Annotated in this window: 10 protein-coding genes and 2 pseudogenes; 6 read left to right on the top strand and 6 right to left on the bottom strand. The window is 66.0% G+C overall.

The window, feature by feature from the left end; translation table 11 throughout:
* Positions 1-62 precede the first annotated feature (62 nt).
* The 3 genes and pseudogenes from aceK to QF040_RS20765 form a co-directional block, all read right to left on the bottom strand.
* Positions 63-1,884: pseudogene (gene aceK, locus QF040_RS20755) on the bottom strand (bifunctional isocitrate dehydrogenase kinase/phosphatase).
* A 13-nt stretch (positions 1,885-1,897) separates the two neighbouring features.
* The gene (gene can, locus QF040_RS20760; RefSeq protein ID WP_429612626.1) at positions 1,898-2,641 is read right to left on the bottom strand and encodes a carbonate dehydratase; all 744 of its coding nucleotides are present in this window, start codon (positions 2,639-2,641) and stop codon (positions 1,898-1,900) included.
* 30 nt (positions 2,642-2,671) lie between these two features.
* Positions 2,672-3,088, bottom strand: a complete 417-nt coding sequence (locus QF040_RS20765; protein WP_429612627.1) for a MerR family transcriptional regulator — start codon at positions 3,086-3,088, stop codon at positions 2,672-2,674.
* 134 nt (positions 3,089-3,222) lie between these two features.
* Here QF040_RS20765 and QF040_RS20770 point away from each other — a divergent pair.
* The 4 genes and pseudogenes from QF040_RS20770 (at position 3,223) to QF040_RS20785 (ending at position 7,527) form a co-directional block, all read left to right on the top strand.
* A pseudogene (locus QF040_RS20770) lies at positions 3,223-4,285 on the top strand (MBL fold metallo-hydrolase).
* Positions 4,286-4,465: 180 nt separating this feature from the next.
* On the top strand, positions 4,466-5,773 hold the full coding sequence (locus QF040_RS20775) for a leucine-rich repeat-containing protein kinase family protein (RefSeq protein WP_429612628.1): 1,308 nt from the start codon (positions 4,466-4,468) through the stop codon (positions 5,771-5,773).
* Positions 5,770-6,687 (top strand): pseudouridine synthase, encoded by a 918-nt coding sequence (locus tag QF040_RS20780; RefSeq protein ID WP_429612629.1) that lies wholly within the window; start codon positions 5,770-5,772, stop codon positions 6,685-6,687. The genes QF040_RS20775 and QF040_RS20780 overlap by 4 nt, the downstream gene beginning before the upstream one ends.
* Before the next feature lie 69 nt (positions 6,688-6,756).
* A complete protein-coding gene (locus tag QF040_RS20785) occupies positions 6,757-7,527 on the top strand; it encodes an SDR family oxidoreductase (RefSeq protein ID WP_429612630.1) in 771 nt (256 codons plus the stop codon).
* A 170-nt stretch (positions 7,528-7,697) separates the two neighbouring features.
* Here the strand turns inward: QF040_RS20785 and QF040_RS20790 are convergent, their stop codons facing one another.
* Genes QF040_RS20790 through QF040_RS20800 form a run of 3 tightly spaced genes read right to left on the bottom strand, consistent with a single transcriptional unit; the run spans position 7,698 to position 11,406 of the window.
* Positions 7,698-9,551, bottom strand: coding sequence for an IlvD/Edd family dehydratase (locus tag QF040_RS20790; RefSeq protein WP_429612631.1), 1,854 nt, complete (start codon positions 9,549-9,551; stop codon positions 7,698-7,700).
* Positions 9,551-10,567: a D-erythronate dehydrogenase gene (gene denD / locus QF040_RS20795; protein ID WP_429612632.1), complete on the bottom strand. Its 1,017-nt coding sequence runs from the start codon at positions 10,565-10,567 to the stop codon at positions 9,551-9,553. Before denD ends, QF040_RS20790 begins: the two co-directional genes overlap by 1 nt.
* Positions 10,564-11,406 (bottom strand): FadR/GntR family transcriptional regulator, encoded by an 843-nt coding sequence (locus QF040_RS20800; RefSeq protein ID WP_429612633.1) that lies wholly within the window; start codon positions 11,404-11,406, stop codon positions 10,564-10,566. Before QF040_RS20800 ends, denD begins: the two co-directional genes overlap by 4 nt.
* Before the next feature lie 176 nt (positions 11,407-11,582).
* On the opposite strand from QF040_RS20800, the gene QF040_RS20805 reads away from it, so the two are divergent.
* Positions 11,583-12,656 carry an ABC transporter ATP-binding protein gene (locus tag QF040_RS20805; RefSeq protein ID WP_429612634.1) on the top strand — a complete coding sequence of 358 codons (1,074 nt, stop codon included), beginning with the start codon at positions 11,583-11,585 and terminating at the stop codon, positions 12,654-12,656.
* A 74-nt stretch (positions 12,657-12,730) separates the two neighbouring features.
* Positions 12,731-14,059 (top strand): ABC transporter substrate-binding protein, encoded by a 1,329-nt coding sequence (locus QF040_RS20810; protein WP_013543743.1) that lies wholly within the window; start codon positions 12,731-12,733, stop codon positions 14,057-14,059.
* Positions 14,060-14,061 lie beyond the last annotated feature (2 nt).

Raw genomic sequence — 14,061 nt, forward strand, 5'->3', positions numbered from 1 at the left:
GTCTCCTTCTTGGATGTGAATGCGAAAGTGAAACGGTCGACTGCGGCCGTTGCCGCAGCCGGTCAGAAATGGGTCGCGTGCCCCTCGTGCTGGAAGCGTTGCGATTCTTCGTACGGGAACACATCGAGCATCTGTCCCGCCTGGATGCGTTCCTTGTGGTGCTGCCAGAAGGCGGCGTCGAGCAGGTCGGCGTGGTGTGCCATGAAGGCGGCGCGCACGTCGCTGTTGCCGAGCAGGAAGGGCTCGAAGGTCTCGGGGAACACGTCCTTCGGCCCCACCGAGTACCAGACCTCGCCGCTCATCTCGTCTTCCTCGTTGCGCGGCGCCGGCACCTTGCGGAACTTGCAGTCGGTGATGTATTCGATCTCGTCGTAGTCGTAGAACACCACCTTGCCGCCGCGCGTGACGCCGAAGTTCTTCCACAGCATGTCGCCGGGAAAGATGTTGGCGGCGACCATGTCCTTGATGGCATTGCCGTACTCGATCACCGCATGCTCCAGCTGCTCCTTCGCGCGCTTGGCATGCGCCGGGCTCTCGGGATCGGCCAGCGTGTCGAAGGCTTCCTGCAGGTAGATGTTCAGCGGAATCATGCGGCGCTCGATGTAGACGTGCTTGACCACGACCTCCATCTCCCCGTTGCCGTCGCGGTCGCCGATCTCGAGCTGGCTGGGCGCGAACTTCTGGATTTCCTCGATCAGTTCGGGCTCGAAGCGGTCGAGCGGAAAGCCCACGTCGCTGTACTCCAGCGTGTCGGCCATCCGGCCCACGCGGTCGTGCTGCTTCACGAGCATGTACTTGCCCTTGATCTGCTCGCGCGTGGTGTCCTTCTGCGGCGGATAGAAGTCCTTGATGACCTTGAACACGAACGGAAACGACGGCAGATCGAACACCAGCATGACCATGCCCTTGATGCCGGGCGCAATGCGAAAGCGGTCGCTCGAATAGTTCAGGTGCGAGAGAAAGTCGCGGTAGAAAAGCGTCTTGCCCTGCTTGGCGAGGCCGAGCGCGTTGTAGATCTCGGCGCGCGGCTTGCGCGGCATGAGCGAGCGCAGGAATTGCACCCAGGCCGAGGGCACTTCCATGTCGACCATGAAGTAAGCACGCGCAAAGCTGAAGAGCATCTGCAGGTCGTCTTCACCGAAGAGCGCCGCATCGATGTAGAACTTGCCGGTGCTGTCGTGCAGGATCGGCAGGGAGAACGGAATCTCGGTGAAGCCGTTCATGATCTTCCCGACCACGTACGCGCCCTTGTTCCGGAAGAAGAGACCCGAGAGCACCTGCAGCTGGAAGTTGGCGCGCAGCTTCACCTGGTGAAAGCGGCTCAGGATGACGTGCGCCACGCGCTCGGCATCGCGCCGCTTGTTGGCATAGCTCCCTTGCAGCGCGAAGTCGTCGAGCATCTGCTCGATGGTGTCGGCGAGCGTGTCGTGCGCGGGGTAGTACGGGCGGTAGGTCGGTGCGCCGCGCGGCTCGATGTACTCGGTGCTGATCGCCGGGCGCACGAAGATGAAGTCGTTCTGGAAATACGCGCGGTGCAGGATCTTGGTGGTCACCGAGTTGAAGAAGCTCTCGGCCAACTCGGGCTGGTGGTGGTCCACCAAAAGGCCGATGAAGTGCAGCTTGACCTGGTGCCACACCTCCATCGGCTGGTCGCCGGCCTTGAACTCTTTTTCGAGCCGGGCCACGGCCTCGTTCACGCGCAAATCGTAGAACTCGATGCGCTCGCGCTGCGCCCGCTGCTGGCCGTGCCAGTCGGCGGTTTCGAAACGGTGCTTGGGCGCGCGCCGATTCGGCGCGGAACAACCGGTAGTGCCGGTTGAACCCGTCGATCATCGCCTTGGCGATGTCGTAGGCCAGCGGTGAATCGAGGCGCTGCGGGAACATGGGCCCGGCCGGATTACTTCGCCGCGTCTTCGCTGCGTTCGGTGCCGTCGGCGCCCGCCTGCGCGGAGGGCGATGCAAGCGCCTCCGCGCCCACCGGCTTGCTCCACTTGTAGCGGATGCGCTGCACCGCGGCCTTGTAGGCCGAATCGAGCGGCTTGGCGCCGTCGACGCTCAGGCCCAGGTCCTGCAGCAGGCCGTCGTGCACGCCGAAGGTCCAGCCGTGGATCTGCACCTTCTGGCCGCGCGCCCAGGCATCGACCATGACGGTGCTCACCGCCACGTTGACCACCTGCTCGGCCACGTTGAGTTCGCACAGGGCATCGACGCGCACTTCTTCGGGCAGGCTTTCGATCATCACGCTGTGGCGGTCGCGCACGTCCTGGATGTGGCGGATCCAGTTGTCGGCCAGGCCGATGCGCTTGCCGCTGAGCGCGGCCTTCACGCCCGCGCAGCCGTAGTGGCCCACCACCATGATGTGCTCGACCTTCAGGTGCTCGACCGCGAACTGGATCGCCGAGAGCGCATTGAGGTCGGAGTGCACCACGATGTTGGCGACGTTACGGTGCACGAACACTTCGCCCGGTTCCAGGCCGGTGATCTGGTTGGCGGGCACGCGGCTGTCGGAGCAGCCGATCCACATGTAGCGCGGCGTCTGCTGCTTCACCAGGCTGGTGAAGAAGCCGGGACGGTCGCGTTCCATTTGTGCGGACCAGGCACGGTTGTGAGCGAACAGGTCTTCGAGGTTGTTGTCGGACATAGATCGTGATTGTCGATGAGTCGTGGCCGGTCAGGTCGCCCGGGTGGACTTGGCCGCCTTCTTGACTTTTTCGGCCTTTGCCAGCGTGGCGCGGCCCTTTTTCTCGTGTGCGCGCACTTCCGCCAGGTTGGCCTGCAGCTCGGCCAACTGCGCCTCGAGCTGGGCACGGTGCGCGCCCAGCACGCCGAGAAACTTCTGCAGCTGCGGCACGGTGTCCCGCGGGCTGTCGTACATGTCCAGGATGTCCTTGGCCTCGGTGAGGCTCAGGCCCAGGCGCTTGGCACGCAGCGTGAGCGTGAGCCGCGCCCGGTCGCGCGCGCTGTACACGCGCTGCAGGCCGGCCCGCTCGGGCGTGAGAAGGCCCATGTCCTCGTAGAAGCGGATCGCCCGCGTCGTGAGGTCGAACTCCTTGGCGAGCTCGCTGATGGTGAAGGTTGGCGTGGACATGCGGGATGAAAGGACGTTCCGGAAAGCGCCAGGAGGAGTGAGACAGGGGTGTTATGGGGGCGACAGCAGGTTCTTGCCGCGATCCCTACAATGGCTCCACCTACACATGACGTTTACGTAAACGTCAATCTTACATGAACCTCCTCGAACGCGAACTCCACTACACCCTGGGCGACACCCTGCCCGGGCCCCGGCGAAGCCCTGGAAGTCGCGCCGGGCGTGCGCTGGATCCGCATGCGGCTGCCCTTTGCGCTGGACCACATCAACCTCTGGCTGCTGCGCGACACGATCGACGGCGTCGAAGGCTGGACGGTGGTCGACTGCTGCATCTCGCACGACGAGGCGCGCAAACAATGGGAGCAGATCTTCGAGACGCAACTCGAGGGCCTGCCGATCCTGCGTGTGATCGTCACCCACATGCACCCCGACCACATCGGCCTGGCCGATTGGCTCTGCAAACGTTGGAATGCGCCGCTCTGGATCAGCGCCACCGATTACCACGTGGCCCGCGTGCTGAGCACCGCCGGCGACACGCTCGCGGGTGGCGATGCGGCGGCGGACTTTTTCGCCTCGCACGGCATGAGCGATCCGGTGGGCATCGCCAAGATCCGCGCGCGCACCAACTACTACGCGAACATGGTGCCGTCGGTGCCCGACCGGTACGTGCGCATGATGGACGGCGACATCGTGACCATCGGCGGGCACGCGTGGCGCTGCATCAGCGGTTACGGCCACGCACCCGAACACATCGCGCTGTACTGCGACGAACAGAAGCTGCTCCTGGGCGGCGACATGATGCTGCCGCGCATCTCGACCAACGTGAGCGTGCACGCGGGCGAGCCCGAGGCGAATTCGCTGCGGCTCTTCCTGGACAGCATCGACAAGTTCAAGGCGCTGCCGGCCGACACGGTGGGCCTGCCCTCGCATGGCAAGCCGTTCACCGGCATCCACCGGCGCGTGGACCAGTTGCAGGAGCACCACCGCGACCGGCTGGCCGAGCTGCTCGAAGCCTGCACTGCGCGCGCATTGACGGCGGCCGAGGGCCTGCCGATCCTCTTCAAGCGTGAGCTCGACCTGCACCAGATCACCTTCGCGATGGGCGAGACGGTGGCGCACCTGCACCTCCTGTGGTTCTCGGGCCAAGTGAAGCGCGAGCTGGGCAAGGACGGCGTCTACCGCTTCGGCCCCCGGGGCTAGTACGCCGCCCCGGAGATTTCGAAACACGAAAGCGCGTCTTCGCCCTGATGGCGGCTTTGCAAATCCTCGCGATACCTACAGGTATCGCTGCGGTTTGCGCCTTGCCCTCGGCGCGAATCCATCGCTTTCGTCATGTTTCGAAATCTCCGGGGCGGCGTACCAGGGATTTAGACTCGACGGATGGACACACTGGCCGAGCTGCGCGCGGGTCGGCTGGCAGGCGCCACCAGGCTCGATCTCTCGTGCGGACTCACCGAGTTCCCGCGCGAAATCTTCGACCTTGCCGATTCGCTCGAAACACTGAATCTCTCCGGGAATGCGCTCGATGCGCTGCCCGATGACCTTGCGCGCCTGGGCAAGCTGCGGGTGCTTTTTTGCTCCGACAACCGGTTCACGGCACTGCCCGAATCCATCGGTGGGTGCCACGGCATCGACATCGTCGGCTTCAAGGCCAACCGCATCGCGCACGTGCCGGCCGCTGCGTTGCCGCCCTCGCTGCGCTGGCTGATCCTCACGGACAACCAGATCGAGGAAATGCCCGACACGCTGGGCCATTGCACGCGGATGCAGAAGCTGATGCTGGCGGGTAATCGGTTGAGCCGGCTACCGGATTCGATGGCTGCGCTGCAACGGCTCGAACTGCTGCGCATTTCCGCGAACCGCTTCGATGCGCTGCCTGAGTGGCTGCTCTCCTTGCCGCGTCTTTCGTGGCTTGCCGCCGCCGGCAATCCGTTCGATACGCAAGCCGAGGACGCCGCGATGACCGCGCAGTCGGTGCCGCATGTCGATTGGCGCGATCTCGCGCTCGGCAAGAAGCTCGGCGAAGGTGCGTCGGGCGTGATCCATCAGGCCACGCTGGGGCCATTGCAGCAGGGCGTGGCCGTGAAGCTCTTCAAGGGCGCGGTCACCAGCGATGGCTGGCCGCACAGCGAAATGGCCGCCTGCATCGCGGCCGGCGCGCACCCGACGCTGATCGCCGCGCAGAGCCGCATCGACGGCCACCCCGACGGCACAGAGGGCCTCGTGATGCCGCTGGTGCCGCCCTCCTTCCGCACGCTGGCGGGACCACCGAGCCTCGCATCGTGCACACGCGACATCTATGCGGACGACGCGAAATGGACCGCCGATATCGCGCTGCGTATCGCAAGCGACATCGCCTCCGCCATGCAGCACCTGCACGCACGCGGCATCCTCCACGGCGATCTCTACGCGCACAACATCCTGTGGAATGCGCAAGGCGGCGGCCGGCTCGGCGACTTCGGCGCGGGCTGGATGACGGGCTCGCTCGATAGCAGCCAAACCACGGTCCTGCAGCGCCTGGAGATGCGCGCCTTCGGCTGCCTGCTCGAAGAACTGCTCGAACGCTGCACCGATGCGCCGCCCGCCGCCATGTCCGCATTGAAGGATCGCTGCATGCATCCCGACGTCGCCGCGCGCCCGTCGTTCGACGAAGCGCTGCGCGTGCTGCAACAGGAAGCCGCATCGTGAGCCGCCCCCGCCAGACGCCGCCGCTGCCCACGCGCGACGGCGTCGGCCCGAGCTGCGTCGGCCTGCCGTACGGACCCTGGCCGACCATCTCCGAGTTCCTCATCGAACGCTTCCCCGCGATCACGCGCGACGCATGGCTGGAACGCATCGCGGCCGGCAACGTGATCGACGAGCACCGCATCCCCGTCACCATCCAGCGCCGCTACGAATCGCCGCTGCGTGTTTATTACTACCGCACACTCGACGGCGAGGTTCACATCCCCTTCGAGGAGCAGGTGCTGTTCCAGGACGACGAGCTCGTCGTGGCCGACAAGCCCCCGTTCCTCCCCATCACACCGACGGGCAAGTACCTGCAGGAAAGCCTGCTCGTACGGCTCAAGCGCAAGCTGAACATCGACGATCTCGTGCCGCTGCATCGCATCGACCGCAGCACCTCGGGCCTCGTGCTGTTCTCCGTGCGCCGCGAGACGCGCGGCGCCTACCAGCAGATGTTTCCGGAGCGCCGCATCGTCAAGCACTACGAGGCGGTGGTGCCGTGGCAGGAAGGCGTCTCGACGGTGCCCGGCATCTACCGCAGCCGCCTCGTGGACGACGAGCATTTCATGCGCATGCGCGAAGAGCCGGGCGAGCCGAACTCCGAGACGCGCATCGAGGTTCAAGAAATACGAGGCGGCCGCGCGCTGCTGCGGCTCTCGCCCGTCACCGGCCGCAAGCACCAATTGCGCGTGCATTGCCTCGCACTTGGCATGCCGATCGAGAACGACCCGATCTACCCTGTGCTCATGCCCGAGAACACCGACGATTTCGACAAGCCGTTGCAGCTGCTGGCCAAGTCGGTCGCCTTCCAGGACCCGGTCACCGGCAACCTGCGCAGCTTCACCAGCCCCCGGAGCCTGTCGCTGGCACCAAGGTGACGCGGCGCGGGCACGCTCCGCACTAAGCTCGTTTCCTGAAGTTCTTTCAATTCAGGAGACACCCGCACCATGGACACCACCCAACTCTTCTCGCTGAAGGGCCGCACCGCCTTGATCACCGGCGGCTCGCGCGGAATCGGCCGCATGATCGCCGAGGGCTTCCTGGCCCAGGGCGCGCGCGTGTACATCTCGGCGCGCAAGGCTGCCGCCTGCGACCAGACCGCCAAGGAGCTCTCGGCCTTCGGCCACTGCGTCTCGCTGCCGGCGGACGTGTCCACGGTCGAAGGTGCGCAGGGTCTGGTCGATGCCTATGCGAAGCATGAAGGCTCGCTCGACATCCTCGTCAACAACGCCGGTGCCGCCTGGGGCGCGCCGTACGCGGAGTTTCCCGAGAGCGGCTGGGACAAGGTGGTCGACCTGAACCTGAAGACGCCCTTCTTCCTGACCCAGGCGCTCACGCCGATGCTCAAGAAGGCCGCGACCGATCACCTCTCGAAGGTGATCAACATCGCCTCGATCGACGGCATTTCGGTGAACCCGCAGGAAACCTATTCGTATGCGGCCAGCAAGGCCGGGCTGATCCAGCTCACGCGCCGCATGGCGCTGCGCCTCGCGCAAGAGCGCATCGTGGTGAGCGCGATCGCGCCCGGCGCGTTCGCCTCCGACATGAACAAGGATGCGCGCGACCACGGCGACGAGGTCAAGGGCCGCATTCCCGCGGGCCGCATCGGCACGCCGGAAGACATGGCCGGCGCCGCGATCTATCTTGCATCGCGCGCGGGCGACTACGTGATGGGCTCCACGCTTGTCGTCGATGGCGGCGTGACGCACGCGCGCTGAGCGCCTGAAGCTTGCGGAAATAAAAAGCCGTTCGGGCTGAAAATAAATCCGTTCACGCCGAGCCTGTCGAAGCGCCGCGCGAGGCTTCGACAAGCTCAGCCCGAACGGCGGTGCAGGGCTCAGCCCGAACGGTTGCGGTTCTCGCGCGAACGGCTGGGGTTCCTGCCGCGTCAGTGGTTGTCGCGCGGCACGCCGAAGGTGGCGTGGATCTTCTGGTACTTGACCGCCGGCTTGAGCACCATGCCTTCGGAGAGTTCATCGACCACCGAGCGCTGGATCTCCTGCCACGGCGTCTGGCTCGGCGGATACGGGTAGCCGCCGGCGGCTTCGAGCTTCTGGCGGCGCTGGGCCAACTCTTCGTCGGACACCAGCATGTTGGCCGTGCGCTTCTTCAGGTCGATGCGCACGCGGTCGCCCGTCTTCAAGAGCGCGAGCGCGCCACCCGTCGCCGCCTCCGGCGAAGCATTCAGGATCGATGGCGAGCCCGACGTGCCCGACTGCCGGCCATCGCCGATGCAGGGCAGCGCGGTGACCCCCTTCTTCAGGAGGTAGGCCGGTGCGCGCATGTTCACGACCTCGGCAGCACCGGGGTAACCGACCGGCCCGACACCGCGCATGAACAGGATGCTGTGCGCATCGATTTTCATCTTCGGATCGTCGATGCGGCGGTGGTAGTCCTCGGGCCCGTCGAACACCACGGCGGTGCCTTCGAAGGCCATCGGATCGGCCGGGTTCTCGAGGTAGCGGGTGTGGAACTCGGGCGTGATCACGCTGGTCTTCATGATCGCGGAGTCGAACAGGTTGCCGCTGAAATCGAGGAAGCCGGCGTTCTTCATCATCGGCTTGGCGTACGGGAAGATCACCTTCCGGTCTTCGGTGAAGCGGCCTTCGCAGTTCTCGATGATGCTCTTGCCGTTGGCGGTGATCGAGTGCTGGATCTTGCCCTTGGCGATCAGTTCGGCCACCACGGCGGGCACGCCGCCCGCGCGGTAGTAGTCCTCGCCGAGGTACTCGCCCGCGGGTTGCAGGTTGACCAGCAGCGGGATCTTGTAGCCGTGCTTCTCCCAGTCGCCGGTGGTCAGCGGCACGCCGATGTGGCGCGCGATGGCGTTCAGGTGAATGGGCGCGTTGGTCGAACCGCCGATGGCCGAGTTCACGACGATCGCGTTCTCGAAGGCGGCGCGCGTGAGGATGTCCGAGGGCTTGAGGTTCTCGCGCACCATCTCGACGATGCGCTTGCCGGTCATGTAGGCCATCTCCTGGCGATCGCGGTACGGCGCGGGAATGGCGGCGCTGCCGGGCAGCGTCATGCCGAGCGCCTCGGTCAGCGAGTTCATCGTGGAGGCCGTGCCCATGGTGTTGCAGTGGCCCGTCGATGGCGCCGAAGACGCCACCAGCTTCAGGAAGCCGGTCTCGTCGATCTCGCCCGCGGCCAGCAGCTCGCGCGCCTTCCAGACGATGGTGCCCGAGCCCGTGCGCTCGCCCTTGTACCAGCCGTTGAGCATCGGCCCGGAGTTGAGCGCGATGGCCGGAATGTCGACGGTGGCCGCCGCCATCAATTGCGCCGGCGTGGTCTTGTCGCAGCCGGTGGTCAGCACCACGCCATCGAGCGGGTAGCCGTACAGAATTTCGACTAGCGAGAGGTACTGCAGGTTGCGGTCCAGCGAGGCTGTCGGGCGCTTGCAGGTTTCCTGGATCGGATGGATCGGAAACTCGAACGCGATGCCGCCTGCGTCGCGGATGCCCTCGCGCACGCGCTCGGCCAGCACGAGGTGATGGCGGTTGCAGGGCGCGATGTCGGAGCCCGTCTGCGCAATGCCGATGATCGGACGGCCCGATTGCAGTTCCTCGAGGCCGAGGCCGTAGTTCATGGTGCGCTCCAGGTAGAGCGCCGTCATGTCGGTGTTGGCCGGGTTGTCGAACCATTCCTGCGAGCGCAGCTTGAGCGCGCTCGCAGGCTTTTTCGAGGCGCCGCTCCGGACCTTGGGTTCGGAGGTGGGCTTGGGGCTTTTCTTCTTGCTCATCAGGACATTCCCTTCAGGGTTTCTGCCGCATTCGGAAGCGCGGCGCAATCGGCGATGTATTGGCGAATGATGTCTGCGAAATTCTCGTGCGGATGCAGGCCGAGCTTGGCCGCGCGCTCGGCGGTGGCGCCGGCCGGCCAGTTGGCCACGATGCCGGCGATGCGCTCGTCGCGCTCGAAACGCACCAGCGCGCGCACCTTCGGGCCGGCCACTTCCTCGAGCGCATCGAGCATGTCGCTCACGCGCACATTGAGCGCCGGCAGGTTGAGCGCGGCGCGCCCGCCGAAGGCCTCGCGGCTGGCTTCGTAGACGGCGATGAGGCCATCGACCGTGTGCGCCGGCGAGGTCATCGGATGCGACACGTCGGGCGACACCGGGCAGACCGATTCCACGCCCGCCAGCGGCTCGCGGATGATGCCGCTGAAGAACGACGAGGCAGCACCGTTCGGGCGGCCCGGACGCACGGTGACGGTCATCAGCCGCGCGGCGCGGCCGTCGATGTAGCCCTTGCGCGTGTAGTCGGAAATGAGGTGCTCGCAGACCAGCTTCTGCGTACCGTAGGAGGTCTGCGGCAGCGGCAGCGTGTCGTCGGCCACCAGCTTGGGCAGCGGCACCGAGGGGTCGGGCCCGAACACCGCGACCGAGCTGGAGAACACCAGCCGCGTCACCTTGCCGCCCGCGCCGACGTTGGCTCGCAGCGCATCGAGCAGTGCGCGCGTGCTGTCGAGGTTGGAGCGCAGGCCCAGTTCGAAATCGGCCTCGCATTCACCCGACACGGCCGAGGCGAGATGGAACACGCCGTCGAAGGCTTCTGTCTTCAGCGCCTCTGTCTGCGCGAGCAGCGGGCCGGTGCGGGCCTCGACGCGCGCATCGGACAGCAGGTCGGCGGGCGGCGGCGCGATGTCGGTCAGCACCAGCCGCTCGATGCGCTGGCCAGCCAGCGTGCCGCGCGCGAGCAGCGCGCGCGCAAGTCGGGAGCCGACGAAGCCGCCGCCTCCGGTGATCAACAGTTTCATGGGGTGTCCCTTTTTGTCCTCTTGGTGGTGCTGGTGGTGCCGGTCGCGCGTTTTGGTGTGGCAACCGGTGCGGCGGTACGCAATGCGCGCGCCGCCGCGCGACGGCGCTGGCCGGTAATGACTCCGCCTTCGACGAGCCGCTGCTCGCCGCGGATCAGATGCTGTGTGGCGTGATGGCGCGCGGCCACGGGGTCGCGCGCCGCGATGGCTTCGACGATGGCGCGGTGCTCGTTCTGCACCGCCTCCATGAAGTCGAGCCGCCGTGCTTCATTGCCGCGGGTGATGCGCATGCCTTCGCGCAGGTACTGCTCGAGAAAGCCGAGCAGCAAACGGAACTGCGGATTGCCCGTGGCTTCGCCGATCACGCGGTGGAAGGCGAGGTCTTCGGCGACGCCGTCCTGCCCTGCCGCGGCGGCCGTGTCGATGGCCTTCAGTGCGCGCCGCAGCGCCGCGATCTGGCTGCGCGTTGCGCGCTTGGCGGCGAGCGCGGCGATCTCGCCTTCGAGCACGCGGCGCACCTCGACCACATCGACGACGGATTGCACCGACTCGAGCACGGCCGGATCGAAGGCGAGCGGACGGTTGAGCGGCGCCTGCGCCACGAAGCAGCCGAGACCCTGCCGCGAAGTGACCAGCGCCTGCGACTTGAGCTGGTGCACCGCCTCGCGCACCACGGTGCGCGAGACGCCGTGCGAGGCCGCGAGCTGTTGTTCGGTGGGAAGACGATCGCCGGGCCGCAGCGCGCCCGATTCGATCTGCGCCGCCAGCCGGGATGCGAGGCGGTCGGACAGGCGATCCGTGACCAGGGGAAAGGGTTCTGAGAGGGCGGAGGCCTGCACGACTGCGGAAAATTGGAGCGCTGTTATCGGGTCATCATACAAGTCAACCGGGATTTTCTCGTACCGGTTTGCCCTGATACCGGTTTCAAAAACGAGTGCCGATACTGCGCGGGCTGCGATGCGGAGGTCTCCGTGTCGCTCGGCTCCCCTTCCCGCGATTTGTCAGGACTCCTTGCATGGCCAGTGTCACGATTCAGGCGGTCAAGAAGCGATTCGGCGAAGTCGCCATCCTTCACGGGGTGGACATCGACATTGCCGACGGTTCGTTCACGGTGCTGGTGGGCCCCTCGGGCTGCGGCAAGTCGACCTTGCTGCGCATGATCGCGGGGCTGGAGGAGATTCACGGCGGCGAGATCCGCATCGGCGATCGCCGCGTGAACGACCTGCCGCCCAAGGAACGCGACATCGCGATGGTGTTCCAGAACTACGCGCTGTATCCGCACATGACGGTGCGCGACAACATGGCCTTCGCCCTCTCGCTGGCGAAGATGGACAAGGCCACCATCGACAGCAAGGTGCAGCGCGCGGCCGAAATCCTTGCGCTCGCGCCGCTGCTCGAACGCTATCCGCGCCAGCTCTCGGGCGGACAGCGCCAGCGCGTGGCGATGGGGCGCGCGATCGTGCGCGATCCGCAGGTCTTTCTCTTCGACGAGCCGCTGTCGAACCTCGACGCCAAGCTGCGCGTGGCGATGCGCAGCGAGATCAAGGAACTGCACCAGCGCCTGAAGACCACGTCGATCTACGTCACGCACGACCAGATCGAGGCCATGACCATGGGCGACAAGATCGTGGTGATGCGCGACGGCCGCATCGAGCAGACCGGCAGCCCGCTGGACCTGTACGACCATCCGGCGAACCAGTTCGTCGCGGGCTTCATCGGCTCGCCGGCCATGAACTTCCTGCCCGGCACGCTGCGGCGCGCGGGCGGTGCCGCGCATGTCGAACTGCCCGACGGCACGCGGCTCGATGCGCCCCTTCACGCAGGCGGCACCGATGGCCAGCCGGTCGTGTACGGCACGCGCCCCGAGCACCTGACGCTCGGCAACAGCGGCGGCATTCCGTCGCGCGTGGTGGTGATGGAGCCGACCGGCATGGACACTTTCGTCGCGTGCCGGCATGAAGGCGCCGAGCTCTCGGCCGTGTTCCGCGAGCGCTACGACTTCGCGCCGGGCAGCACGATCCATCTCTTGCCCGACCTTGCGCGCGCCCACCTGTTCGATGCCGAAAGCGGCCTGCGCCTGGTCGCCTGAGCTCGCCCGATTTCTCGCCTTGTTCGCCTTGTCTTTGGTTCACACCGGTCCGTTTACAACGAAGGAGACAGCTCATGAGTGATTTCAATCGCCGCAGGTTTCTCGAGGGTTCGGCCGGCGTTGCCGCTGCCGCGACTGTCGGCACGGGCAGCGCCCTGTTCGCACCGTTCGCGCAGGCGCAGAACCTGACGTTCAAGCCCGAGAAGGGCGCCAAGCTGCGCGTGCTGCGATGGAGCCGCTTCGTGCAGGGCGACATCGATGCCTACATGGCCAACGTCAAGAAGTTCACCGAGGCCACGGGCGTCGAAGTGCGCGTGGACAACGAAGGCTGGGAAGACGTGCGCCCGAAGGCTGCTGTGGCCGCCAACACGGGCGCGGGCCCCGACATCATCCTGTCGACCAACGACGACGCCAACCTCTATCCCGACAAGCTGCTCGACGTGACGGACCTGGCCGAATACCTCGGCAAGAAATACGGCGGCTGGTATCCGGCCGGCGAAGCCTTCATGCGCCCCGACGGCAAGAAGTGGCTGGGCCTGCCGCTGGGCGCCTCGGGCTCGCTCATCGTGTACCGCGAGAGCATGGTCAAGGCCGCGGGCTTCGCGACCTTCCCCAAGACCACCGACGACTTCCTCAAGCTCTACAAGGCACTGAAGGAAAAGGGCACGCCCGGCGGCATGGCGCTGGGCAACGCGACCGGCGACAGCACCTGGTGCAACTGGCTCATCTGGTCGCACGGCGGCAAGCTGGTCGACAAGAACAACAAGGTGGTCATCGACAGCCCCGAGACGCTGAAGGCGCTGGAGTACGGCAAGGAGCTCTACGCCAACTTCATTCCGGGCACGCTCTCATGGCTGGACCCGAACAACAACAAGGCTTTTCTCGACGGGCAGATCAGCGTCACCAACAACGGCATCTCTGTCTACTACGCCGCCAAGAATTCCGCCGACCCCAAGATCAAGGAAATGGCCGCGGACATCAACCACGCGGTGTTCCCCATCGGCCCGGTCGGCGTGCCGACGGAGTCGCACCTGTTCTTCAACCAGATGGTCATGAAGTACACGAAATTCCCGCAGGCGGCCAAGGAGTTCCTGCGCTTCATGATGGAGAAGGAGCAGTTCGACCCGTGGCTGCAAGGCGGCGGCGGCTACGTGGCGCAGCCCCTGCGCTTCTACGAGAACAGCGCGATCTGGACCTCGGACCCGAAGAACATGCCCTACCGCGACTCGGTGAAGAACCTGCGCCCGGGCGGCTACGACGGCAAGCTGGGCTACGCGTCGGCCGGCGCGGCGGCGGACTTCATCATTCCGAACATGGTGGCCGAGGCTGCGAGCGGATCGAAGACGCCGAAGGAAGCCGCCGAGCGCGCGCAGAAGCGTGCCGAGCGCTACTACAAGGTCTGACC

It is taken from the genome of Variovorax sp. W2I14 (genome assembly GCF_050435205.1).
Taxonomy (GTDB): domain Bacteria; phylum Pseudomonadota; class Gammaproteobacteria; order Burkholderiales; family Burkholderiaceae_C; genus Variovorax; species Variovorax paradoxus_C.